We start from the raw sequence: 21,579 nt of genomic DNA, 5'->3' as shown, positions 1-21,579 counted from the left end.
TCACCCGGCAGGCAGGTCGACCCGGAAGCGTGCTCCGGGTGTGTGGCCGGGGTCGTGGGACACCTCGCCGCCGACGGTGCGGGCCAGCCGCCGTGCGAGCGGCAGTCCGAGGCCCGCGCCGTCGTGCCCGTCGCCGGGGTCGGCGCGGCGGCCGGGCTGGAAGAGGTCGCCGGCGAACGCCGCCGGCACGCCGGGACCGTCGTCGGTGACTTCGATCCGTACGCTGCCCGGCGCCTGCCGCGCGGACACGGTCACCGTGGAGCGGGCGTAGCGGACCGCGTTGGCCAGCAGGGGGCTGACGATGCGTTCGAGGAGGGCGGGGGCGACCCCGGCCGCCAGTTCCGGTTCCGTCACGTCCAGTACGGTCCTCCCCCGCCACGGTCCGGCGAGCCGGCGCAGGACGGGTTCGACGGCGGTGGTGCCGGGAGCCGTCGCGGTGTCGTCCTCGCGGGCGTCGTCCAGCAGCGTGTCGCAGATGGTGCGCATCGACCGGGCTGCGTCGGCGATCACCTCGTGGGTGGCTTCGGTCTCGGCGGTGGTGCGGGGGCGGGCCTGCCACCAGTCGAGTTCGGCGACGATCCGGGTGAGCGGGGTGCGCAGTTCGTGGGACAGTTCGCCGGTCAGCTGTCGCTCGTGGCGCAGCACGGTGCGGATACGGTCCAGCAGCGCGTCCAGCGAGGAGCCCAGGCGGGCGAGTTCGGCCGGGCGGCCGTCGGTGCCGAAGCGTTCACCGGAGGCGACGGCGCTCCACCGGGTGGCCTGGTCGGTCATGGTGCGCACGGGGCGCAGCGCCCGTCCGACGGCCAGGCGTGTCAGCGCGTAGGTGCAGGCGAGCATGACGGCGTCCAGGATCAGGGACCCGAGCAGCAGGGTGTCGGCCGAGCTGCGGTAGGGCGCCAGGTCCAGGGCCGTGACCACGGTGGCGCGGTGCCGGCTGCCGACGGGGTCCGCGCACAGGCGTACGGCGTGCGGGCTGTCGGCGTCGGCGGTCGAGCAGGCCCGCTCCCGTTGCGCGGCGAGGCGGCCGGCGGCCCGGGTCAGCGTGCTGTCGGCCGTTGTGGAGGGGGGCTGTTCCAGCAGGTGTGTCCCGGTGTAGATCCACACGTTCGCGTCGAGGAGCTGGTCGTTGGCGGTCTCCAGGACCCGCACCCGGGGGCCTGCGGTGTCGATGGTCGTGGCGACGGCCGCGGCGCGGTTGCGCAGTTCGTCGTCCGCCTGGTGGCGCAGGTGCCGGTCCGTCACGGTGGTGAACGCCACGGTCAGTACGGTCATCAGCAGCGCGGCGGTGGTCAGTGCCACGAGGGAGAGCCGGCCGCGCAGGGTGCGGGGAGCCAGGCGGCGTAGCAGGGGGTTCATGACAGCCGGTGTCCGATCCCGCGCACCGTCGTCAGGCTCAGGGCGCTGCCGGCCTCGCGCAGTTTGCGGCGCAGCCGGCTCAGGTACTGGTCGAGGGTGTTGTCGCTGACCTGCGCGCCGTCCGGCCAGGCGGCCCGGACGAGGTCGCGCCGGCTCACGAGGGCGCCGTCGGCGGCCACGAGCGTGGCCAGCAGCCGGAACTCCGTCGGGGACAGGCCGACGTCGGCCTGGCCGGCGCGCGCGGTGTGCCGGGTCGCGTCCAGCAGCAGGTCCCCGGCGCCAGCCACGGCCGGTGGGCCAGCGCGTCTGACGGCGGCCCGGAGCCGGGCGGCGAGTTCGGCGAGGTGGAACGGCTTGGGCAGGTAGTCGTCGGCCCCGGCGGAGAAGCCGGACAGCCGGTCGGTGAGGTGGTGGCGGGCCGTCAGGAAGATGACCGGGGCGGCGAAGCCGTTGGCGCGCAGCGCCTGGCAGACGTCCCGTCCGTCCGCGTCGGGCAGCCCCACGTCCAGGACGACAGCGGCGATGCCGTCTGCGGCCAGCCGCAGGGCGGTGGCGCCGTCGGCGGCGAGCACCGGCTCGAAGTCCTCGTCGAGCAGGCCGCGGCGCAGTACGTCACGCAGGGCGTGATCGTCCTCGACGACCAGGATCTTGTGGTGCATGGTCCTCCGTCGGATCTTCGGCCGCAGGGAGCGGGCTCGGGACGAACGATGCCGGAAGCCACCGGGCCACCCCGTACAGACACACGCCGAGCCATCCGGCCGCGAACAGCCAGCCGCCGATGACGTCGGTGAACCAGTGCACGCCGAGATAGATCCGGGACAGGCCCACCAGTACGCCCCAGCACCCGATGACGAGCCGCAGCAAGGTGGCGCCGCGCAGTGAGAGGGCGGCGATCAGCAGTCCCGCCGTGAGGGCTGCTGTGGTGGTGTGGCCCGAGGGGAAGGCCCAGCCGCCCGCCGGCGTCGCCCAGCCGGTGTGCGGCGGACGCGGTCGCCGGACGAGTGCCATCACCCCGTAACGCATCGCCTGCCCGCCTCCCAGGCAGGCCAGGCTCAGCGCGGCGGCCCACATCCGCTGCCGAGCGGTCCGCCCGGCGACCACGCCGGCCAGCGCCGCGAGGACATACGGAACGGCGCCGGTGCCGGTGCCGGTCACCCCTCGGGCCAGCGCCGTCGCCACGTCCGGGCGGTGGCCGAGCGACCAGGCCAGGAAGCCGTCGTCCATCCACAGGGGAGCGCCGTCCCGGCCGGTCACCACCCTGGTGAGGATGCCGAAGGCGAGAAAGGCGCCGAGACCGACGGTGCCGGCCAGGTCGGCGGCGTCGCGCCGGTTCATGGGGCCGTCACCAGCGGGCGCAGCCGGCCGGACCCGATCCACCGGCCCACGGGCCGCGACCACCGCCGCACGGCGGTCATCGACAGGAGCGCGACGAGCCCGCCGACCAGCACTCCGGCCACGGCGTCGTGCGGATAGTGCGCGCCGACCCACACCCGGGAGACCGCCATCGCCAGAGCCGCCACGGCCGCGACCGCTCCCAGCCGGCGGGAGACGAAGAACAGCGCCACGGCGGCGGAGGCGGCGATCGCCGCGTGGTTGCTGGGGAAGGACCAGTCCCCGGGCGCCGGACACGCCTCCAGGGTCCGCACGCGCAGGCTCCGGCACGGCCGGTCCTCGCGCACCGCCAGTTTCACCGCGGCGTCCACGCCGAACGCCGCGACCACGACCACCGGCACGGCCAGCGCCGCCACCGCCGCCGCGCCGCCGTCCCGGCGCGCGAACCACCAGCCGACGCCGGCGAGGACGGCGAACACCGCGAGTCCGTACGCCGACCAGAACGACACGGCCCCGTCCAGCCAGCCCGGCGCGTGCCGGGCCAGCCGTACCACGTCCAGGTAGGCGGAGCCGTCGATCGACGACCCGTCGAAAGCCATGATCACTTGACTCCTCCCTCGGAGGTCGTGTTCCGGCGGGCCCGGTACACCTCGGCGAGGAGGGGCGTCAGCGACACGACGACGATCAGCGCCACCAGCGGGAGCAGGTAACGGTCGACGTTCGGGATCGACGAGCCCAGCGCGTACCCCGCGAGGGTGAGGCCGACGCTCCACACGAGCCCACCGGCGATCTGCCACAGCGTGAAGGTCCGCACCGGCACCTGAAGCGCTCCCGCCACCGGATTGAGCACGGTCCGCACCACGGGCACGAACCGGGCCAGCACGATGGCCTTCGCGTGCCCGTACTTCTCCAGCAGCTCCTCGGCGCGGTGCGCGCCCTGGTGCAGCCGGGGCGAGTGGCTGCGGGCGAGCAGCGCGCCGCCCGCTCTTCTCCCGAGCAGATATCCGCACTGCGCCCCGGCGAGCGCACCGACGGCAGCAGCCGCCAGCAGTGGCCCGAGCGACAGTTTCACTCCGCTGTCGGCCGTGCCGGTGCACAGCAGACCGGCCGTGAACAGCAGCGAGTCGCCCGGCAGGAAGAAGCCGATCAGCAAGCCCGTCTCGGCGAACAGCACCACCCCCACTCCCAGCACGCCGAAGGCGGACAGCAGAGAATGGGCATCGAGCACGTTGACAGCGAGCGTGGACATCGTCGCGACCCCTTCGGTCCGGCAGAGTGGGCGCGGCGCACCAGCACCCGACCAGTGACTACAATCCTGTAGACGGTCTACTGAACTGTAGACGATAGCGGGGTGAGGATCGTTCCCATGACCGACCCGAAGGACGAACGCCGGCCCGCCGGCGAACTCGAAGCGGCCGTCATGGCCGCGCTGTGGGCTGCCGACGCGCCGCTCACCCCGGCACAGGTACAGGCCGAACTCGCCTCCGGCCTCGCCCGGACGACGGTGACGACGATCCTGTCCCGCCTGCATGACAAGGGCGTCGCCGGCCGCCGGCGGCAGGGGCGCGGCTACGCCTACGTCCCGGTGCAGGACTCCCCCGGGCTGACCGCCCGGCGCATGCACACCGAACTCGACCGGGACGCCGACCGCGAGACGGTCCTCGCCCGCTTCGTCGCCCAGCTCAGCCCGGACGACGGGGAGTTGCTGCGCCAACTGCTGGAGGCCGACGAGCAGTGACCGCCCTCCTGCTGATGCCGCTCCTGCTGCCCTTCGCCCTGCCGGTGCTGGCCCGCCGCGCCCTCGCACGCCTCGACCCGGTCACCGCCCTGCACGCGCTGACCGCCTGCGCGCTGGCGTGCGCCGGTGCCTGTGTGGCCGCCCTCGGCGCCCTCGTGCTGACCGGACTGCTCAAGTTCTCCCCCTTCGCGGCACTCGGCGACCTCATCCACCCCCTGCGCACTCCCTCGAACCTGCTCGTCCTCCCGGCCGCCGCACTCGCCACCGGCGCGCTCACCCTCGGCGCCGGGACACTCGCCCACTCGGCCCTGCGGCAGGTCCGCGCCTTCCGCACCGCCCGCGCGGAGGCCGACCGCCGTCCCGCCGCCGGTGACCTGTGCGTCGTCCACTCCCCGCACCCGGACGCGTACGCCCTGCCCGGCAGACCCCACCGGATCGTCGTCACCACCGCGATGCTGCGCACCCTCGGCCCCGCCGAACGCGAAGCCCTCTTCGCTCACGAGCGGGCCCACAACGCGGGCGGCCACCACTACTTCCTGGCCGCTGCCGAACTCGCCGCACACTGCCACCCCGCACTCCGCGCGACACGTGCCGTCATCCGGCTCGCCGCGGAACGCGCCGCCGACGAGAGCGCCGCCGCCACCGTCGGCGACCGCCGCCTGCTCGCCCGCGCCATCACCCGCGCCGCCCTCGCGGGAGACGCTCAGCGCTCCCCCCGCCCGGACTTCGCCCCCGGAGCCACCACAGGCCCCGTCCCCCAGCGGGTCGCCGCCCTCCTCACCCCCGGCGACAGCCGCCCGCCGTCCACCCGATGGATCGCCCTGCTCCTCACCGTCTGCGCACTCCTCCCCGCCGCGACCGCGACCACCGGCGTGGCGGCCTTCCACCACGAGGTCGAGGTCGCCCAGGGCGAAGAGAACCGCTGAGGGCCCGGCACCGACGCTGGTCTTCGACGGGGCCAGTGCACGAGGAGGCGTCTGCCATGGACCGTCAACCGCGCATGAGGGTGGGACGCGAGCACCTCTTCAGTCCGTGACCGTCCCGCCCCGGTCAGGAGAAGATCGTGTCGGACTCGCTCAGACCGGTCATTTCCATGCTGGCCCGCCAGAGTTCCCTGGCGTTGTCGCGGTTGTGGGAGAGAGGTGACGACGGCGCCTGCGCTCCTCGGTCGTTGTAGGTACCGGTCGTGGCGGCCAGGGCGGGGTCGGTGATGAGCTTCGCAAGCGCGGCGCCGGATGCCGTGGAGGTGCCCTGCTTCCCGATGAGCTTGCCCATGATGCCGCCGATGACCCTGGTCGCGCCGCGCACGAGGGCGTTCCCGGTGGGTGCGGCGAAGCCGGTGTCGGACATGGCCCCGGGGTTGAAGGCGTTGACGGTGACGCGCCGGTCGGTCCGATCGGACAGTAACCTGGCCATCTCGTAGGCGCAGTAGAGGTTGCACAGTTTCGATGTGCAGTACGCCTTCATCCCCGGACCGCCGCCGGCGGCGATCATGGCCGCGTTGCTGTAGGTCACCTTGACCGGGAAGAAGGCGGGCGGGTTGTGCAGGTCACTGGTGACGAAGACGATGCGTCCGCTGTCGCCCATCCGGTTCAGCAGGAGGTTCGTCAGCAGGAAGTGCCCCAGGTGGTTGACGGCGAAGATCGTCTCGAAGCCGTCGGCGGTACGCGGCGCGCCGGGCGTGCCGCTTGCGCTGATGCCGGCGTTGCAGACCACGCCGTACAGCGGCGGCAGGTCCGCCTGCGAGAAGGTGTCGTGGAACGCGCGGACCGAGGCCGGCGAGGCCAGGTCCAGCTCCATGACCGTGATGTTCGAGTTGCCCGTCTCCGCCCGCAGCGCCTCGGCTGCCGCCTCACCCCGTGCCAGGCTCCGGCAGGCGAGTACCACGTGGTAGCCCGGATCTCCGAGGGCGACGTTCTTCGCGCACTGGTAGCCCAGACCGGCGTTCCCGCCGGTGATGATGACGGCCCTGTCGGCCATGACGTCTCCTGGCTTACGATGAATGAAACGGATTGCGTTCCGTTTCACGTCCACCATAAAGGGAGTGCATTCCACTTGTCGAACGACGCCGCTCCGATCCACCGCGAGCGAGCCGACCGCAGACGCAATCGTGAGGTGATCGTGGCTGCGGCCAGAGAGGCGTTCACCCGCGCCGACACCGCAGGCGAGACCGTCTCGATGAACCAGATCGCACGCTCGGCCGGTGTCGGCGTCGCCACGCTCTACCGCCACTTCCCGTCCAGGGACGAACTGGCACTGGCCGTCTACCAGAGCAAGCTCGACGAGGTCACCGCGCGTGCACGCGCGCGCACCCAGGCCCAGAACGCGCATGCGTCGATCCGGGTCTGGGTGGCGGAGTTCGCCTCATTCATGCTCGCCACCCGCGGCATGATGGACACACTGCGCGCCGCCGGCCAGTCCGCGACCCCGTTCGCCTCCCCCGCCTCCGACGGGGTTGGCGAGGTGGTCGCCGCGTACCTCGCCGACGGCGTGGCAGACGGCAGCATGCGTGACAACCTCGACGCCATGGACGTGACCGTCGCGATCTGCGCCCTCCTCGGCATCACCGGACCCGACGATTCCGGAGCACGTGCCAGGAGACTCCTGGATCTGTTCACCGACAGCCTCGCAGCCCAGGCCGAGTGAAACGACGGCATCCGCCCTGTCGACAACGCTCGTGGTCAATACACCTAGGCCGGCTGCCCGACCTGGATGCCCCGGCCGTTGGTGGCCAGGTACACCTTGCCGGGGTCGCGGGGATCTCCGGTGATGGCCTCGCCCAGCCAGCCCCACTGGTGCTGGTCGTCGTTGATGCGCCGCCAGGTTCTCGCGGCGTCGTCGGAGCGGAAGACACCGGTGACGCCCGCGACGGTGGCGACGTGGTAGACCGAGAGGTAGGAGGCACCGTCGGCCGCCGCGCCGAAGCCGAGTGTGTACGAGGCCTCGCAGCTCGCGACCTTCGCGAAGGTTTTGCCGCCGTCGGTGGACCGGTACAGCCCGTTGGTCTTGGCGCTGAGCCACAGGTCGCCGGAGCGTCCGGGCGCCGCGACCAGTTTGAACCCGGCGTCGCCGGAGGGGAGTCCGGTGGCCCGGGCCCTGAACGTCACGCCCCGGTCGGTGCTGGCGAACAGCGTCCCCGTACCGGTGTCGAAGGCGTAGAGGACCGCCGGGTCGGCCGGGTCGGCCACCGGTGTGGCGCCGCTGGGGAAGGAGGAGACCTCCGGCCACGTGGCGCCGTTGTCCGTGGAACGCCGCGTCGGCTGCTTCGTACCGTCCCCGGGCACGAAGGACCACAGCAGCACGTTGCCGTCGGCGGTGACGGCGATCGGTCCCGACGCGCCCTTCGCGGCGGCCGGCTGGGACGCGAAGGGGTTCCAGGTCTGCCCGCCGTCGTTCGAGTAGGCGCCGTTGCCGCTGTTCCCCAGCCCCGTACGCACCACGTAGGACGGCTGGCCGGCGGCCTGCGCGAGGCCGGTCGCGGTGACGAAGATCGGGTTGGTCGCCAGGCCGCCGGCCGGTGAGGCCGTCAGCTGGTCGTGGTACAGGGTCCCGATGTCCCGTGAACCGCTGAGCACGTGTGCCTGGCCGGCGGGAGGAGAGATCAGGAAGAGCACCGAGGTCTCCTCCAGGCCGCGGATCTGCGGGGCCCAGTTCTTCAGGTCGCGGGTCCCGTAGAGGGTGGCGCCGGTGCCGTAGACGATGTGCTGGGAGTCGTACGGGTCGATGGCGGCCATCTGGATCCACCACCCGAACGTCGGCGCGTCCTTGCCCCACTTGAGGAACGGGGTCTCCGACACGTCCAGCCGGGCCCCGTCCGCGAGCGAGGTCCAGGTCCGGCCCCCGTCGGTGGTGCGGAACAGGGTGTCGCCCGACGACCAGCGGTTGTTGGTGGTGACGACGACGGTGCCGGTGTTCTGGGGATCGACGGCGGCCCCGCCGTACCCGAAGCTGTCGGAGCCTCCGGGCTTCACCGGTGTGACGTCGGTCCATGTGCCGGAGGTGACGGCCAGTTTGCGCACGCTTCCGTTGGACTGGCCGTTGGGGCCCGGGGCGTTGGCGTACGTCACGTACAGCTCCTTGGCGCGGCTGTCGTACGCGGCCCGCATCGGCATCTTGGCCTCCGGGCCGGCCGGCTGACCGGGGACGGGTACCCAGGTGGTGCCGCCGTCACTGGTGCGGTACAGGGTGACCGCGGCCGAGGTGCCGTCGCCGTCGCCCCAGCCGGCGTAGAGGTCGCGCTCGGCGGCGACGAGGACGGTGACGCCCTGTCCGGTGGCGCTGGGCTTGGGCGGGAAGCCCTTCGCGGCGGCCCAGGTCGCACCCCGGTCCGTCGACTTGAGCAGGCCGTCGTGCCGGGTGCCCAGCCACAGGGTGTTGCTGTCGCGGGGGTCCACGAGGAGGCGCTCGCCCGCGCCCCGGCCGTCCTCGTTGGAGCCGAGCTTCACGGTGAGGTCGGTGCGGGTCCAGGTGGTCCCGCGGTCGTCGGAGCGCAGGAACGCGCCGTTGCTCGCCCAGGACTGGGAGTAGGTGCCGACGGCCAGGTAGATGCTGTCCGCCCGAGCGGGGTCGATGGCCAGGGACTCGACGCCGAGGAGGTTCTGGTCGGCCTGGCTGATCCAGTCCAGCAGCGGGATCCAGCGGGTCGCGTTGTCGTCCCAGCGGTAGGCGCCGCCCATGTCGGTACGGGCGTAGGCGAGGCCCCGTACGGCGGGGTGGAAGATCACACCGGTGACGAATCCGGTGCCGCCGATGACCGCGTTGTCCCAGTGGTAGGGCTGCGCGGAGGGCGCTGCCAGGGAGCGGCCCTGGAGGGCCGGGAGGCCGATGAGCGCGGCGCCGGCCACGGTCCCGGCGAGGACGGAACGCCGACTCAGGTCGGACGGATGCATGGCGTACCTCAATCTGTGGAGCTGAGAGGGCCGGTGGCCGAGTCACACAACGATCACCGACGGTCACATTAAGTGCACGATGAGTAGTTACGCCTGCGGTCGACGCCAAGGGAGTGGCGTGGCGCCGGGACACCGGTCCTCCATAAGCCGTCGAGATCGCTTCACAGCTCGTTCGAAAGAGCCGTACATGTGTTCTGCCTCACTGTCGAGGCCGCCGGGCAACCTCGCCGGTGCCGGCTTCTTCTCCCTGAGGTGAAGATCCTGAAAAGGCGGCCTCGCCTGCTCATACTCCTGACCCTGGCCGTGGTGGGGGCCGTGACGGCGACTGTCCTCATGGTCATCCAGGCGAACAAGATGGAGACGCTCTCCCCGCGCGAGGAACGTGACCGGGCCGCGTCCGGAGCAGGTGTACCGCCGGGACAGGTGGACTGCCGGAAGGCCAAGTGCATCGCGCTCACCTTCGACGGCAACCCTGGCGAACCCACCGACCGGTTGATGGACCTCCTGAAGAAGTACAAGGCGCCGTCGACGTTCTTCCTCGAAGGCAGGGGTATCCACCAGTTCCCGGCCGTGGTGCGGCGGATCGCCGAGGACGGCCACGAGATCGGGGACCACACCTGGACGCACGCGGTGCTGACCGATGTCTCCGATGCGCAGATCCGCGACGAGCTGCGCCGCACGGCGCGGGCCATCTCCGGCATCACCGGCAGCGAGCCGACACTGATGCGCCCGCCCCAGGGCCGCACCGACGACCGCGTCTCCAAGGTCGCGAAAGAACTGGGGATGGCGCAGGTGCTGTGGACGGTGACCGCGAAGGACTACGCGACGGACGACACCGCGCTGATCACCAAGCGCGTGCTCGACGGCGCCGACCGCGACGGGATCGTCCTGCTCCACCCGCTGCACAAGGGCACCGTGCCGGCCATGCCGGCCATCCTGGAGGCGCTCGGCGAGCAGGGCTACACCTTCGTGACCGTCTCCCAACTGCTCGCTCCGTCCGAGGCCGAGCCCGGCAAGATCTACAGGTGACCGGCCGGCTGGCCCCGACCGCGGCGTACACCGCTGTCGAGGCTCTTGTCGGTCCTGCGCTTAGAAGGTGAGGTTCCAGGCGTCGATCTTGCCCGTGTCGGAGGCGGCGTTGTCGTTGACGCGCAGCTTCCAGGCGCCGTTCGCGACCTCCGAGGAGGCGTCCACGGTGTAGGTCTGGGTGATGTTGTCGGTGCCGCCGCCGGTGTGGTTGTGCAGCGTGTAGACGGTGCCGTCCGGCGCCACCAGGTCGACCTTCAGGTCACCGATGTAGGTGTGCTTGATGTCCACACCCACCTTGAGGGTGGCCGGGGCGTTGCCGGTCACGCCGGTGACGGCGATCGGGCTCTCCACGGTCGCGTTGTCGTTGACGGCGAAGTCCGCGAGGTTCTCGAAGTACGGCCCGGCCGGCGGCGGGGTGGCCCCGACGGCCTTGAGTGCGTCGGCCTGTCCTTCGCCGAAGAACGAGTTGTTGGCCGTCGTGCCCGTGCAGCGGCTGTCCGAGGGGCAGGCGATGTCGTTGGCCTGGGCGGCCAGCTTGGCGCGGATCTGCGCCGGGGTGATGCCCGGGTCGGCGCTGGCGATGAGCGCCGCCACGCCGACCACGTGCGGGGTCGCCATCGACGTACCGCTCTTGCTGCCGTAGCCGCCGCCGGGGACGGTGGAGTACACGTTGCTGCCCGGCGCCGCGATGTCGATGACGCCCTGTCCGAAGTTGGAGAACGAGGCCTTGGTGACGCCGGTGCCGTTGGCCGCGACCGTGACCACGCCCGGCAGCTCGGTCGGGATGTCGAGGCAGGCGTTGGTGATGGTGCGGGTGACCGGCGTCGAGTCGTTCGGGCTCGCGGAGTCGGTCGTCTTGTGGGCGAGGTCGTAGTTCTCGTTGCCCGCTGCGGCGATCTGGAGGGAGCCCTTGCTCTCGGCGTACTCCTGGGCGCGCTCGACGCCCTCGATGATGGCGGCCTGGTCGATGTTGTCCGGGCAGTTGAACTGCCACGGGTCGGTGTAATAGCTGTTGTTGGTGACCTTGAAGCCGTGGTCACCGGCCCAGACGAAGCCGCAGATGGTGTTCTCGGCGAAGAAGAAGGCGTTGCCCGGCTCGGCGACCCGGACCGCGGCGATCTTCACCCCGGGTGCCACGCCGACGACGCCCTTGCCGTTCTTGGCGGCGGCGACGGTGCCCGCTACGTGGGTGCCGTGCGTGTCGACGTCCCGCCAGGCGCCGGTACGGGTGTCGGGCTTGCCGTAGGCGCAGGAGACCGAGTCGGCCGCGTCGAAGTTGGGCGCCAGGTCCTGGTGCTGGTCGTCCACGCCGGTGTCCAGGATGCCGACCTTGACGGAGGCGGAGCCCGGGTTCACGGCCCACGCCTGGTCGGCCTTGATCTGGCTCATGTCGACCCGGACCGGTTCTCCGGCCGGGGTGGACGCCTGGGGCGGATTGGCGGGGAGGGCCGGGTTGTAGGCGTCGGCGGGGATGTCCGAGGTGCGGGTGGCACCGACCTGCTGCACGCCGGCGACGCCGCGCATGGTGGCGGCGAATCCGCTGGACGCCGAGTGGGCGACGATCACGCCGATGGCGTCGAAGTTCGAGAAGACGGTGCCGCCGGCTGCCTCGATCGCGGCGCGGACCGCCGAACTGTCACCGGGGGCGGTGATCACGAGGTAGGCACGCGTGCCGGCCACCCAGTCCGCACTCTGGGAAGCCTGCACGGCGGCCGGCGTGGTGGAGGGCACCACGGGGAGCGTGCCCGCGAGGGCGCTCGTGGCGCCGAACGTGAGGGCGACGCCGAGCGTGGCCGCCAGCGCCAAGGTACGTCTGGCGCGGCTGGATATGTGGGGTGTCAATGCGTCCTCCGGAGACGGCCCGGCCATGCGGAGGGCACTGGCCGGGTCGTACGAAACGAGTGGTGGATGCAAAATGTCAGGTGCATGACCCTGGAGGGAAGTACTTTCCGCGCAGGGACGTGGCATGGCTGAAAAGAGATGTCGGGCGAGGGCTGTACTCAGGCCCGTCCGAGCGCGGTGAGCACCTCGCGGGCGACGCGTTCGCCGCTTTCCACGGCGCCGTTGAGGTACCCCTGGCTGTGCGTGCTGGTGTGTTCGCCCGCGAAGTGCAGCCGGCCCTCGGAACGGCCGGTCCACCCCCAGTACTTGGTGAACTGGCCCGGCCGGTAGGAGGCGTACGAACCGCGTGCCCAGGGGTCGTCGACCCAGGAGTCCAGCCGGCCGTGGCCGTTGTAGGCACTCTTCAGACCGGGTACGAGGGCGTCGAGCCGGCCGAGCGCGGTCCTGGTGACGGCGGCGGACAGCTTCCCGTGCGCTGTCGCGGTGGGGTACGAGGAGCCGCTCCAGCCGCCGACGAAGAGGGTGAGCAGCCCCTCGGCCCCGGTCTGGTACGCCGACGTGTCCCAGCTGGTCAGCTGCGGGTCGTCGCTGGTGATGCGCCCGCTGAAGTCGCCGAACCGGTGGAACTGCCGGTCGAACTGGAGCAGCACCTTGGCGTCCGTGCCCATGCCGTGATTGTCGATGGCTTCGCGCTTGCGGGCGCCGAGTCCCGAGTCGTCGAGGTCGACGCGGCGCAGGGTGGTGAACGGCAGCGCGAGGACGACGCGGTCGGCGATCACCTCCCGGCGGACGCCGCCGAAGCGCAGCCGGTAGGTGTCGCCGGTGCGGCGTACGGCGAGCAGCGGCGCGCCGAAGTGCAGGGCGGGCTCGGGCAGGCGAGCGGCCAGTCCGCGGAGGATCAGGTCGTTGCCTCCCTCGACGTGGTACTTCTCGTCCGCGCCCGCGGGTCCGAGGAACTGCTCGATGAGGTTGATCGCGCTCAGATCGGCCGCGTCGCTGCCGTAGAAGGTGCCGACGCCGCACGCGAGACGGGAACCGAGCAGCAAACTCATCCCCCCGGGCACGTTGGCCTGGAGCCAGTCGCGTACGGAGAGCTGGTCGAAGTCGCGGGCGGCGCGGGAGGCGCGGTCCGCGACGTAGCTGCCGATGCGCCGGGCGTCGGCCCGCAGCCGTTTCTCGACCAGGTCCATGTCCTTGGAGACCACGGCCTGGTCCCGTACGGCGCCCTGGAGGGAGAGAACCCCGCGCTCGCCGTGCCGGCGGCCGGGGTTGTCCTCCTCCAGCCGCAGACCGAGTTCGCCCGCGAGCTTGCGGATGTGCGTGTGCCGGGTGTCGATCCGTTCGCCCCCGTGCTCGGCGAGCTGGCCTCCCGCGAACCCCCTCGCGGTCCAGCAGCGACCGCCGACGCGGTCGTCGCGTGCTTCGAAGACCTGGACGTGGACGCCCTGGCGGGCCAGCCGGTAGGCGGCGGTGAGCCCGGCGAGTCCGGCACCGACGACGACCACACGCGCGTCATGCGGTGTGGAGCGCGCCATGACGGCGGGACGGCCGGCGGCCGACGCGGACTGGCCCAGCGAGACGTCGACGGCGGCGAACCCGGCCGTGGCGAGCGCGCCGCGCATGACCGTGCGCCGGGACATGTCGTGTGAAGCGCGCAGGGTTCGCATCCAAGGGGTACTGCCAGCGTGATCCAACGACGGAATTCGCAGAAAATGTCCGCCCATTCAACGGTCTCGACGGCCACGGTCTCGCATGCCCTCAAGGGCACCGGTCGTATGACCGCGCACACCCGTGACCGCGTCCGTGCGCTGGCCTCGGCCCTGGGCTACGACGGTGGTTCAGCGGTTCCGCGTGCGCTCGGGCTCGCCGTCACGACGTACGGGTACACGGACTGGAACTTCGCCGAGGTCCCCTTCTTCTCCTGGTCGATCACCGCGGCCACCGCCGCCGCCCACCGCCACGGCTACGCGCTCGTCACGCTCCCCTGCGCCGCCCGGCAGAATCTGTGGACGGCGCTGCGCGTCGCCGGCGTCGTCCTGATGGACAGCCCCGCCGGCGACCCCGTCGCGGACACTCTGCGGGCCCATGGAATCCCCCTCGCCTTCGACGGCCGCCCCGTCGACCCGAGACCGGATGAAGTGTGGGTGGACAACGACCACGTGGCCGCGACCCGTGGCGTGCTCGACCATCTGGCCACCCAGGGGGCCCGCCGGGTCGCTCTCCTGGCCGGGCCGGGAGAGGAGCACTACACGCGCGCGCGTCGCCGCGTACACCGAGTGGTGCCGCCGTCGGGGCCAGCTGCCGCAGGTCGTGCAGAACACCCTCTCACCGCATCCCGACGGGCCCCTCGACAGGGTTCTCGCCTCTCCCGAGCGGCCCGACGCGGTGTTCGGGATCTACGACTACTGCGGCCGACGCGCCCTGACGAGTGCCGCCCGGCTCGGCCTGCGTGTCCCCGAGGACCTGCTCGTCGTCTGCGCGAGCGAGGATCCCTCGTACGCGTCCTGCGACCCTCCGGTCAGCACGCTCTCCCTCGCTCCCGGCATATCGCTACCGGCCGCGGTCACGGCACTGATCGACGTCATCGAGACCGCGGGACACACCTCGGGGACGGCGGCCACCGAGGTGGGGTGGATGTCGTGCAGGAGAACGGTGCCGTCACCTCGCCGTACGGTGGCCGGACTTTGACCAGCAGGGCTGCCCCGTCCGCGTCCTTTTCCTCGCCGTTCAGCGGCAGTTGAGACAACTCGCGAGTCGCTGTGTCCTGTTGAAGTGCTGCTGCCAGATAGCGGTCTGCTGACCTGCACGGGTGCCTGGTCGTTGGAGAACGTCGGTGGCCGGTGTTCTCAAACGGCCTGGCTTCGCGGAAGTTGCTTGCACCGCAGTGCCTGGCCGGCTGTTGGAGCGTGGAACGCGGTGGACAGTTACTGCGTTTCAACGGTGTGAGGACCACTGTGATCGCAGTAGCAGTCGGCGTCTGTCTGATGCTTATGGACCTCGTTTTCCTGTGGGCAGAGCGCCGTGGGTGGATCTATTACCGCAAGGTGAAGGGGCGTACCTCCGCGCTGTCAGAGGAGTTCTCTCCAGCCGCGCAGGCGGTGAAGCGGGCGATGGAGCAGGAAAGGTTCCGCAAGAACGTTCGGATCGGCGAAGCGACACCACTTGGTGTGGACCTGGACACGGGTGTCGCGCGGATCCGTCACTCTCGGCCCGGTCAGCACGAATCTGCCAGCCCTGATGAAACCCAGTGAGAAACCGCCACCTGCACCGCGACAGGACACGCTGACCAGCGGCGCACGCGTTCCTTGACGCGCTCCTGACGCCGCGTGTCCGGCGGTCAGGAGGCGGTCGCCGGCCAGTTCAGCAGGCGGGCGCCGATGACGGCGGTCTGGAGGGTGTAGCGGTGGGTGGGGTCGGACGGGTCGGAGCCGGTGAGCTGGTGGATGCGTTCGAGGCGGTAGGTGAGGGCGCGCACGCTCAGGGACAGACGGCGGGCGGCTTCCGCGGACACGCAGCCGGCGTCGAAGTACGCGGTCAGGGTCTCCAGGAGGGGCTGGGCGCCGCCGCGGGCGCCGCGCAGCGGGCCGAGGGTGCTGTCGACGAGGTCGGTCATGGCCTGCCGGTCACGGGTGAGGACGGGGTAGACGAGGAGGTCGGTGGCGTGCAGGACCGGTTCGTCGACCTGGAGGCGTTCGGCGACGTCGAGCATGTTGAGGGCTTCCTCGTAGGACTGCACGACGCCGGCCGGGCCGGGGTGCGGGCGGCCGATCGCCGCCTGGCCCCCGCCGGTGGCGGCGAACGCCTGCTTCGCGAAGTACGCGAGGATCTCGTGCTGGTCGCCGGGTACGACGCACACCAGGCGGCCGTTCTTGGTGGTGAGCAGGATCTCGCGCTCCCCGAACCTGCTGGTCAGAGCATGTTCCACCGTGCGCAGCACCGGGTCGCCCTCCGCATAGGCGGCCGTTCCCCGGGCCACGGCGACCGCGTGGGCGCGGGCCAGGCGCAGCCCGTAGCGTTCGGCGCGCTGGGCGAGGCTGCCCAGGTCGCTGCGGCCGTACAGCAGGTCGTCGATGAACTCCCGGCGGGCCGCCTCCTCCCGTCGCACCGCATCGTGCTGCGCGCGTTCGTAGCCCTCGGCGAACGCGTCGAGGGCCTGCGCGGTGACGGCCAGCACCGCGTCCACCGACACCCCCGCCCCCGACGGACACTCCGCACGCGTGGCGGCCAGATGCGCGGCGACCAGGGCCCGCAGCCCCACGCCGGCCTCCGCCGCCCGTTCCCCCAGCATCCGCCGCGAGTCGAGTTCCTCCCGCGTCAGCCGCCGCCCGCTCGCTCCGGCGTCCTTCAGGATCCCGGCGTACCCCTCCAGATACAACTCGTACTCCCCCGCACTGTCCCGCCCCGTCACTGCCGCCCCCGAAACCGATGCTGTCTTGACGTCTTCCTGACGCATCATCCCGCAGCCCGGCCCCAAGGGTGACTGCGGGGTTCCGGCAGTTCCCCGCAGGCGAGGACCCACCGGGGGCGGTCGGCTGCCCGCAGGTGCGCCGGAAAGCCTGGTCGGCAGATGCCCCCGTCTGCCCGGAGCCCCCCGTGAGCCCCTTCCTCCACCGGTGTGTCCGGCTGCGCGGGGACCTCGACGCGGACAGCACCGAAGCCACGGCCCGGCGCCTGACCCGGATCATCCGTACGGGACCCGGCACCGTGGAGATCGACCTCTCCGGCCTCGGCCATCTCAGCCCCGCCGGCTGCGCCGCCTCTTCACCGCGCTCAAAGCCCGCACGGGCGCACGGCACCCGCCTCACCCTCACCCACCCGAACAGCCAGGTGCAGGCCGCCCTGCGCAAGATCGCCCTGGAACGCGCCCTCGAACGCCACAACGACCAGCTCCGGTAGCCGTTTTCCGTTCCGGTGCTCCCCCTACCGAACAGCCCCGGCACCTCAGGTCTTCTCCGCACGGACGAACCGTTCGATCCCGGAGACCGGCACGTCACGCCCGGCCGGCTGGAGGTAGCGCGCGCTGTACTCCCCGGCGCCGGCCTGCTCCCGCTCGGCCCAGCCGTACTCCTCCAGCAGAGGGCGCACGTCGTACGGGGCGAGTCCGAAGCGCCATATCGGCCGCTTGGCCACAAAGTCGCGGTAGGCGCCCTCGGCGCCGTGGAAGTCGGTTCCGTCGAGGAAGTCCCTGAGGACGTAGGTGAAGATGAGACAGCTCCCCGGGGTGGCACCGGCGAGGAACGCCAGTGTCCTGCGGACTCCTTCCTCGGTCAGGTACTGGGTCACGGCCTCCCAGACGACCATCGTCGGCTCCTCCCCCAGGCGCAGGCCGTGGGCGGCCAGGGAACCGGCGAGGTCATCGGTCTGGAAGTCGACCGGGACGAGCACCACATGAGCGGGCACCCTGCCGTACACCGCCTCCAGGCGCCGACGCTTATGGACGATGTTGGCGGGCAGGTCGACCTCGACGACGCGGGCGTCCGGCGCCGTCACCAGGCGGTACGCCCGGGTGTCCAGGCCCGCGCCGAGGAACACGAACTGTCTGATCCCCGCCCCGAGCGCGGCGCGGACCTGGTCGTCGGCGAACCGTTTACGGGCGAGCACCTCCGCCCAGAGCCCGACCCCTTTCTGGTCCGTCGCGCTCTGGAGGAGACGGCGCACCGGGCGCCACCGGCACGCGGCCACGACCGTGCGCAGGCCCAGGGGCAGAAAGCGGACGGCCAGGTCGTCGTCCAGCACACGCCGGGAGGCGGGAAGGTACTGCTCGCACGCCGCGATCACCATCGGCCCCAGCGCGGTCTGCGCCGCAACGGAGTTCTTCGGCACGCTCACGCCTCCTTCGCACGGCGGACTTCGGACGGGGATGGTGGCGCGTCGGCGAAGGTCTCCTCCAGCCACTCGAAGACTTCGTGGGCAGCGCCGATCCGGGTGCCGCGCGCCGTCCCGGGGCCGGTCAGCCTCATCCCGTCGCGCATGATCCGCCCGAGTGAGGTGAGGGAGGCGATCTGCCGCCGCACGACCTTCTCCCAGGCGTCGTCCTCGACCCGGTAGTACACCGTGCGGCTTCCCGGCCGGGTGAGCTCGTGCAGGAAGCCGACCGAACTCAGCAGCCGCAGGTTCGTCGACAGCGAGGCCCGGCTCGCCCCGATCGCGGACGCGATCTCCTGCGCGGACTGCTCCGGCGGATCACAGATCATCAGCCACCCCAGCACCCGGCCCGCGATCAGCGGCACACCGTCCTGATCCGCACAGTACTTCGCGACCCGCTCCACCCACTCCAGCACCTCCCCGCTCCTCGGCTCCACCGGCACACCCTCGCTTTCTTCAGTTGGTTCATCAAAATCCAACTGCTTCACTCATGACTGAAATTAGGGCGTCGGCCTGGCCCTGACAAGGCCGGGCCACAAGAAGGCGCCGCAGCGCCCGGCGGCGGCCGGATTGCCGGAACCCGGCAACACGGCCGCCGCCGGGCTGCCTGTATTCGACCTGTCAAAGAAGCGTCAAGGACGCGTAAGGTTCCCCCCGGTGTGCCGGGAAGCCTGGTCGGCGAACAGGGGATCACTCTCTCTTCCGATCGGGGGCGGCCGTCATGGTGCTCGTGCTGGTTTTCGGCGTCGCGTTGCTGGTGGCGGTGCTGCTGTCGGGCCTGGCCGCCCGGACGGTCCTGTCCACCTCCCTCCTCTTCCTGGCCGGCGGCGCGCTCGTCAGCGACGGTTTCCTCGGGCTGATCCACGTCACCCCGGACAGCGAGATCGTGTCGGTCACCGCCGATCTCGCCCTGTTCGCCGTCCTGTTCACCGACGGCATGCACGTGTCCCTGCCGAAACTGCGCGCCAACTGGAGGAACCCGGCACGCGCCCTGGGCCTGGGGATGCCCCTCGCGTTCGTGTTCATGGCGCTGGTCACCCACTACCTGGCGGGCCTGGACTGGACGACGTCGTTCCTGGTCGGAGCCGTGCTGGCGCCGACGGACCCGGTGTTCGCGTCGGCGATCGTCACACGTGCCGAAGTCCCCGCCAAGCTGCGGCAGTTGCTGAACGTGGAGAGCGGCATCAACGACGGTCTCGCCCTTCCCGTGGTCCTGGTGCTGATCGCCGCCGCAGGCCCCACCGCGCACAGCGCCGACGCCTCAGCGGGGACGATCGCGGTCGAGCTGCTCCTCGGACTGCTCTTCGGCGCCGTCCTGCCCCTGCTCGTCAACGGCCTCGTACGGTTCCGGCTGCTCGGGGCGGAACCCAAGCTCCAGCCGCTGCTACCGCTGGCCACGGGGATCATCCTGTACGGGGCATGCCACCTCACCCACGCCAACCCCTACCTGGCCGCGTTCTCGGCAGGAGCAGTCCTCGTCCACCTCTCCCCCGAAGCGAAGGCGTCCTTCGAGCCGCTGGGCGAGGCGCTGGCCGAACTCGCCAAGTTCGCCGCGCTGCTGGTGTTCGGCGCGCTGCTCACGCCGCAGTTGTTCGGCGACCTGTCCCTGGGCGGGTACGCGGCGGTAGTCCTGGCGATCGTCCTGATCCGCCCCGCCTCCCTGCTGGTCTCACTGCTCGGCACGACGATCTCCCGCAAGGAGAAGCTGGTGGCGGCCTGGTTCGGCCCGAAGGGCTTCGCCTCGGTCGTCTACGGCCTGCTCGTCCTGCAGTCCGGCATCCCCCAGGCCGAAGAGGCGTTCACCCTGATCGCCGTCTGCATCGCCTTCTCCATCGTCGCCCACAGCTCCACCGACGTCCCCATCGCCCGCCTCTTCCACATCGACGCCCCCACCGACAACGACACCGCCCGAAGCGCGCACGAAGACGACCGCGCCGCTGCCTGAACCAGGCTCGTCCATACCGAAGACGTTTCTCTCCAGGCACCGAGCCGGCGGTGATGTGGAGGACAGCGATCCGCCGGCCGAGCAGGGTCGACAGCATGCCGATCGCAATCCCGTTGACCAGCGGGACGACCATCAGGAAGCTCAGCGTGACGCCGATGGGGACCCCCACAGCGACGAGCCCGATGAAGGCCGGCACGGCACCTCAGGAGGGCGATCTTGACGGTGTCGTAGATCAGCTGGTTTCACACACGGCCGTTGAGCCAGTGGGCGAGTGTCCAGGCACCTGCGGCTGCTGTCAGGGCCAGGACCTTGCCGCTGGTGGAGACAGACAGCCGTTCGGCGAGGCTCGTCTCTGGTACCGGCAGGACCGCGTGGAGCCGGGCGGGGGGCGTCCTCGGCGAGGGCGCAGTCGATCCAGCGGCCGCGGCGGCTGGTGGTGACCGACCCGGCATCGCGCAGCACTTCGAGGTGGTAGCTGAGCAGATTCGCCGCTACCGGCACATGCTCCTGCGGGTTGCGCACGCACGCCAGGGCGTCGGCGAGCTCCTGCAATACCGTCCAGCGCACCGGGTCGGCAGCCACGTGCAGCAGCGACACCGAGGCCGCAACTGACGGGGGCGACCCGGCCGGCGGCGCGAAGGTCGCTTCAGTCCCCGATGACGGCTCGACGCCGCGCACATCCCACCGCCCCGCCGGGGGTGATCCTGGCACTCCTCGTCTCCTTTCCGGTCGCGTCCGGTCCACTACTCGTCGGCGATCCAGTGATCGAAGGCAGCCTGGTGCCCCTCGGAGGCGGCAAGCAGGTTGTCGTAGACCTGGCGTGCGTCCGGAGCGGTGAGCCCGGCCAGGGCATTGTGCAGCGCGGCGATGTCGTCGCTCTCCACCGTGCGGCCTGCCGTCAGAGCTCCGTCCAGGCTGCTGTCACCTTGCTTCAGAAGCCGGTCGTAGGCGGCCCGGACCGCCGGATCGGTGAAGTCGCCGGCCTGCTTGCCCGCGGTCGGGTCGGTGATGTCGTAGCGGTCCAGCAGGGTGCGGACGGCGGTCAGGTGATTGGTCTCGGCGGCCGCGATCCGCTCGAAGATCCGCTGGTCGTAGCGTACGGCGTAGGCCGTGTACAGGTCGTGGGCCAGCTTCTCCTCCTCGGCCGTGCGTGCCAGAGTGGTCTTCTGGGCCGCGGTCAGGGTGCCCTGCGGTGCGAGGGCGGTGTAGCCGGTGCAGCTCCCGTCGCGGCGGGCCTCGTGCATGCCGTCGCCGTGGTTCTCGGCATGGTATTGACGGCCCGTCATCATCTGCTGCGGGGTGGGATCCGGTGCCGGGCTGCTGCCAGTACCCGCCGCTGTGCCGACGGCCAGCAGGCCGCCGATGGCGAGGGCACCCGCGGTGACCGCCGTCGCGATCTTCATGTTGCGCTTCATGGCGAACCTCCTCGACTCCGCGGGACGTTCCTGCGTTCCCGCACTGTCACCGTCGCGCCGGGCCCTGCACTCTCCGTGCGGTGTGTGTGGAGACGGAATGGAGACAACGGCTGGGCGGGTCGGGACCGTTCGGCCCTCGCCGGGACGTGTCCGGGGCGCGTAGGTGTG

The 21,579-nt window shown here is 71.3% G+C and carries 21 protein-coding genes; 8 read left to right on the top strand and 13 right to left on the bottom strand.

All coding sequences use genetic code 11. The features are described 5' to 3' along the window. From J8M50_RS25815 to J8M50_RS25795, 5 genes are read right to left on the bottom strand one after another with little or no spacing between them, the layout of a single operon-like run. Complete coding sequence (locus J8M50_RS25815; RefSeq protein WP_010359989.1) at positions 1 to 1,356, bottom strand: sensor histidine kinase; 1,356 nt, start codon at positions 1,354 to 1,356, stop codon at positions 1 to 3. After that, a complete protein-coding gene (locus J8M50_RS25810; protein ID WP_010359990.1) occupies positions 1,353 to 2,015 on the bottom strand; it encodes a response regulator transcription factor in 663 nt (220 codons plus the stop codon). The genes J8M50_RS25815 and J8M50_RS25810 overlap by 4 nt, the downstream gene beginning before the upstream one ends. Further along, a complete protein-coding gene (locus J8M50_RS25805) occupies positions 1,969 to 2,691 on the bottom strand; it encodes a phosphatase PAP2 family protein (RefSeq protein ID WP_010359991.1) in 723 nt (240 codons plus the stop codon). The genes J8M50_RS25810 and J8M50_RS25805 overlap by 47 nt, the downstream gene beginning before the upstream one ends. Then, positions 2,688 to 3,293 carry a phosphatase PAP2 family protein gene (locus J8M50_RS25800; RefSeq protein ID WP_010359992.1) on the bottom strand — a complete coding sequence of 202 codons (606 nt, stop codon included), beginning with the start codon at positions 3,291 to 3,293 and terminating at the stop codon, positions 2,688 to 2,690. Before J8M50_RS25800 ends, J8M50_RS25805 begins: the two co-directional genes overlap by 4 nt. Continuing rightward, positions 3,290 to 3,937, bottom strand: a complete 648-nt coding sequence (locus J8M50_RS25795; RefSeq protein WP_010359994.1) for a DedA family protein — start codon at positions 3,935 to 3,937, stop codon at positions 3,290 to 3,292. The genes J8M50_RS25800 and J8M50_RS25795 overlap by 4 nt, the downstream gene beginning before the upstream one ends. Before the next feature lie 117 nt (positions 3,938 to 4,054). Here J8M50_RS25795 and J8M50_RS25790 point away from each other — a divergent pair, with 117 nt between their 5' ends. Together J8M50_RS25790 and J8M50_RS25785 are read left to right on the top strand one after the other, a co-directional pair. Beyond that, positions 4,055 to 4,426: a BlaI/MecI/CopY family transcriptional regulator gene (locus J8M50_RS25790; RefSeq protein ID WP_010359995.1), complete on the top strand. Its 372-nt coding sequence runs from the start codon at positions 4,055 to 4,057 to the stop codon at positions 4,424 to 4,426. After that, positions 4,423 to 5,352 (top strand): M56 family metallopeptidase, encoded by a 930-nt coding sequence (locus J8M50_RS25785; protein ID WP_010359996.1) that lies wholly within the window; start codon positions 4,423 to 4,425, stop codon positions 5,350 to 5,352. The genes J8M50_RS25790 and J8M50_RS25785 overlap by 4 nt, the downstream gene beginning before the upstream one ends. Before the next feature lie 124 nt (positions 5,353 to 5,476). Here the strand turns inward: J8M50_RS25785 and J8M50_RS25780 are convergent, their stop codons facing one another. Beyond that, positions 5,477 to 6,406, bottom strand: coding sequence for an SDR family NAD(P)-dependent oxidoreductase (locus J8M50_RS25780; RefSeq protein ID WP_010360000.1), 930 nt, complete (start codon positions 6,404 to 6,406; stop codon positions 5,477 to 5,479). A gap of 75 nt (positions 6,407 to 6,481) precedes the next feature. Here J8M50_RS25780 and J8M50_RS25775 point away from each other — a divergent pair, with 75 nt between their 5' ends. After that, positions 6,482 to 7,072 (top strand): TetR/AcrR family transcriptional regulator, encoded by a 591-nt coding sequence (locus J8M50_RS25775; protein ID WP_010360002.1) that lies wholly within the window; start codon positions 6,482 to 6,484, stop codon positions 7,070 to 7,072. Positions 7,073 to 7,116: 44 nt separating this feature from the next. Here the strand turns inward: J8M50_RS25775 and J8M50_RS25770 are convergent, their stop codons facing one another. Next, on the bottom strand, positions 7,117 to 9,315 hold the full coding sequence (locus J8M50_RS25770) for a sialidase family protein (protein WP_010360003.1): 2,199 nt from the start codon (positions 9,313 to 9,315) through the stop codon (positions 7,117 to 7,119). Positions 9,316 to 9,567: 252 nt separating this feature from the next. Between J8M50_RS25770 and J8M50_RS25765 the strand changes: the two genes are divergently transcribed. Beyond that, the gene (locus tag J8M50_RS25765; protein ID WP_010360004.1) at positions 9,568 to 10,344 is read left to right on the top strand and encodes a polysaccharide deacetylase family protein; all 777 of its coding nucleotides are present in this window, start codon (positions 9,568 to 9,570) and stop codon (positions 10,342 to 10,344) included. 60 nt (positions 10,345 to 10,404) lie between these two features. Here J8M50_RS25765 and J8M50_RS25760 read toward each other — a convergent pair whose 3' ends face one another. Further along, positions 10,405 to 12,186: a S8 family peptidase gene (locus tag J8M50_RS25760; protein ID WP_178855085.1), complete on the bottom strand. Its 1,782-nt coding sequence runs from the start codon at positions 12,184 to 12,186 to the stop codon at positions 10,405 to 10,407. A 158-nt stretch (positions 12,187 to 12,344) separates the two neighbouring features. Then, positions 12,345 to 13,853, bottom strand: coding sequence for a flavin monoamine oxidase family protein (locus tag J8M50_RS25755; RefSeq protein WP_158002846.1), 1,509 nt, complete (start codon positions 13,851 to 13,853; stop codon positions 12,345 to 12,347). 418 nt (positions 13,854 to 14,271) lie between these two features. On the opposite strand from J8M50_RS25755, the gene J8M50_RS25745 reads away from it, so the two are divergent. Both J8M50_RS25745 and J8M50_RS25740 read left to right on the top strand, forming a co-directional pair. After that, complete coding sequence (locus tag J8M50_RS25745) at positions 14,272 to 14,874, top strand: substrate-binding domain-containing protein (RefSeq protein ID WP_078481445.1); 603 nt, start codon at positions 14,272 to 14,274, stop codon at positions 14,872 to 14,874. 266 nt (positions 14,875 to 15,140) lie between these two features. Next, positions 15,141 to 15,437 (top strand): hypothetical protein, encoded by a 297-nt coding sequence (locus J8M50_RS25740; RefSeq protein WP_223786267.1) that lies wholly within the window; start codon positions 15,141 to 15,143, stop codon positions 15,435 to 15,437. Positions 15,438 to 15,523: 86 nt separating this feature from the next. Here the strand turns inward: J8M50_RS25740 and J8M50_RS25735 are convergent, their stop codons facing one another. Next, positions 15,524 to 16,594, bottom strand: a complete 1,071-nt coding sequence (locus J8M50_RS25735) for a PucR family transcriptional regulator (protein ID WP_010360009.1) — start codon at positions 16,592 to 16,594, stop codon at positions 15,524 to 15,526. A gap of 185 nt (positions 16,595 to 16,779) precedes the next feature. On the opposite strand from J8M50_RS25735, the gene J8M50_RS25730 reads away from it, so the two are divergent. Further along, on the top strand, positions 16,780 to 17,082 hold the full coding sequence (locus J8M50_RS25730; RefSeq protein ID WP_010360010.1) for an STAS domain-containing protein: 303 nt from the start codon (positions 16,780 to 16,782) through the stop codon (positions 17,080 to 17,082). A 45-nt stretch (positions 17,083 to 17,127) separates the two neighbouring features. Here J8M50_RS25730 and J8M50_RS25725 read toward each other — a convergent pair whose 3' ends face one another. Continuing rightward, a complete protein-coding gene (locus tag J8M50_RS25725) occupies positions 17,128 to 18,009 on the bottom strand; it encodes a class I SAM-dependent methyltransferase (RefSeq protein ID WP_029184622.1) in 882 nt (293 codons plus the stop codon). A gap of 2 nt (positions 18,010 to 18,011) precedes the next feature. Next, positions 18,012 to 18,488, bottom strand: a complete 477-nt coding sequence (locus J8M50_RS25720) for a GbsR/MarR family transcriptional regulator (RefSeq protein WP_199849153.1) — start codon at positions 18,486 to 18,488, stop codon at positions 18,012 to 18,014. A gap of 284 nt (positions 18,489 to 18,772) precedes the next feature. Between J8M50_RS25720 and J8M50_RS25715 the strand changes: the two genes are divergently transcribed. Then, entirely contained in the window at positions 18,773 to 19,996 is a 1,224-nt protein-coding gene (locus J8M50_RS25715) for a cation:proton antiporter (RefSeq protein WP_010360013.1), read from the top strand. A gap of 743 nt (positions 19,997 to 20,739) precedes the next feature. On the opposite strand, the gene J8M50_RS25710 is transcribed toward J8M50_RS25715, so the two are convergent. Continuing rightward, positions 20,740 to 21,411: a ferritin-like domain-containing protein gene (locus J8M50_RS25710; RefSeq protein ID WP_010360016.1), complete on the bottom strand. Its 672-nt coding sequence runs from the start codon at positions 21,409 to 21,411 to the stop codon at positions 20,740 to 20,742. Between the last annotated feature and the right edge of the window lie 168 nt (positions 21,412 to 21,579).

It is taken from the genome of Streptomyces acidiscabies (genome assembly GCF_020010905.1).
In the GTDB taxonomy this organism is placed as follows: domain Bacteria; phylum Actinomycetota; class Actinomycetes; order Streptomycetales; family Streptomycetaceae; genus Streptomyces; species Streptomyces acidiscabies.
The sequence above is the reverse complement of the archived record's forward strand: the minus strand, read 5'-3'. Positions and strand labels throughout refer to the sequence as shown.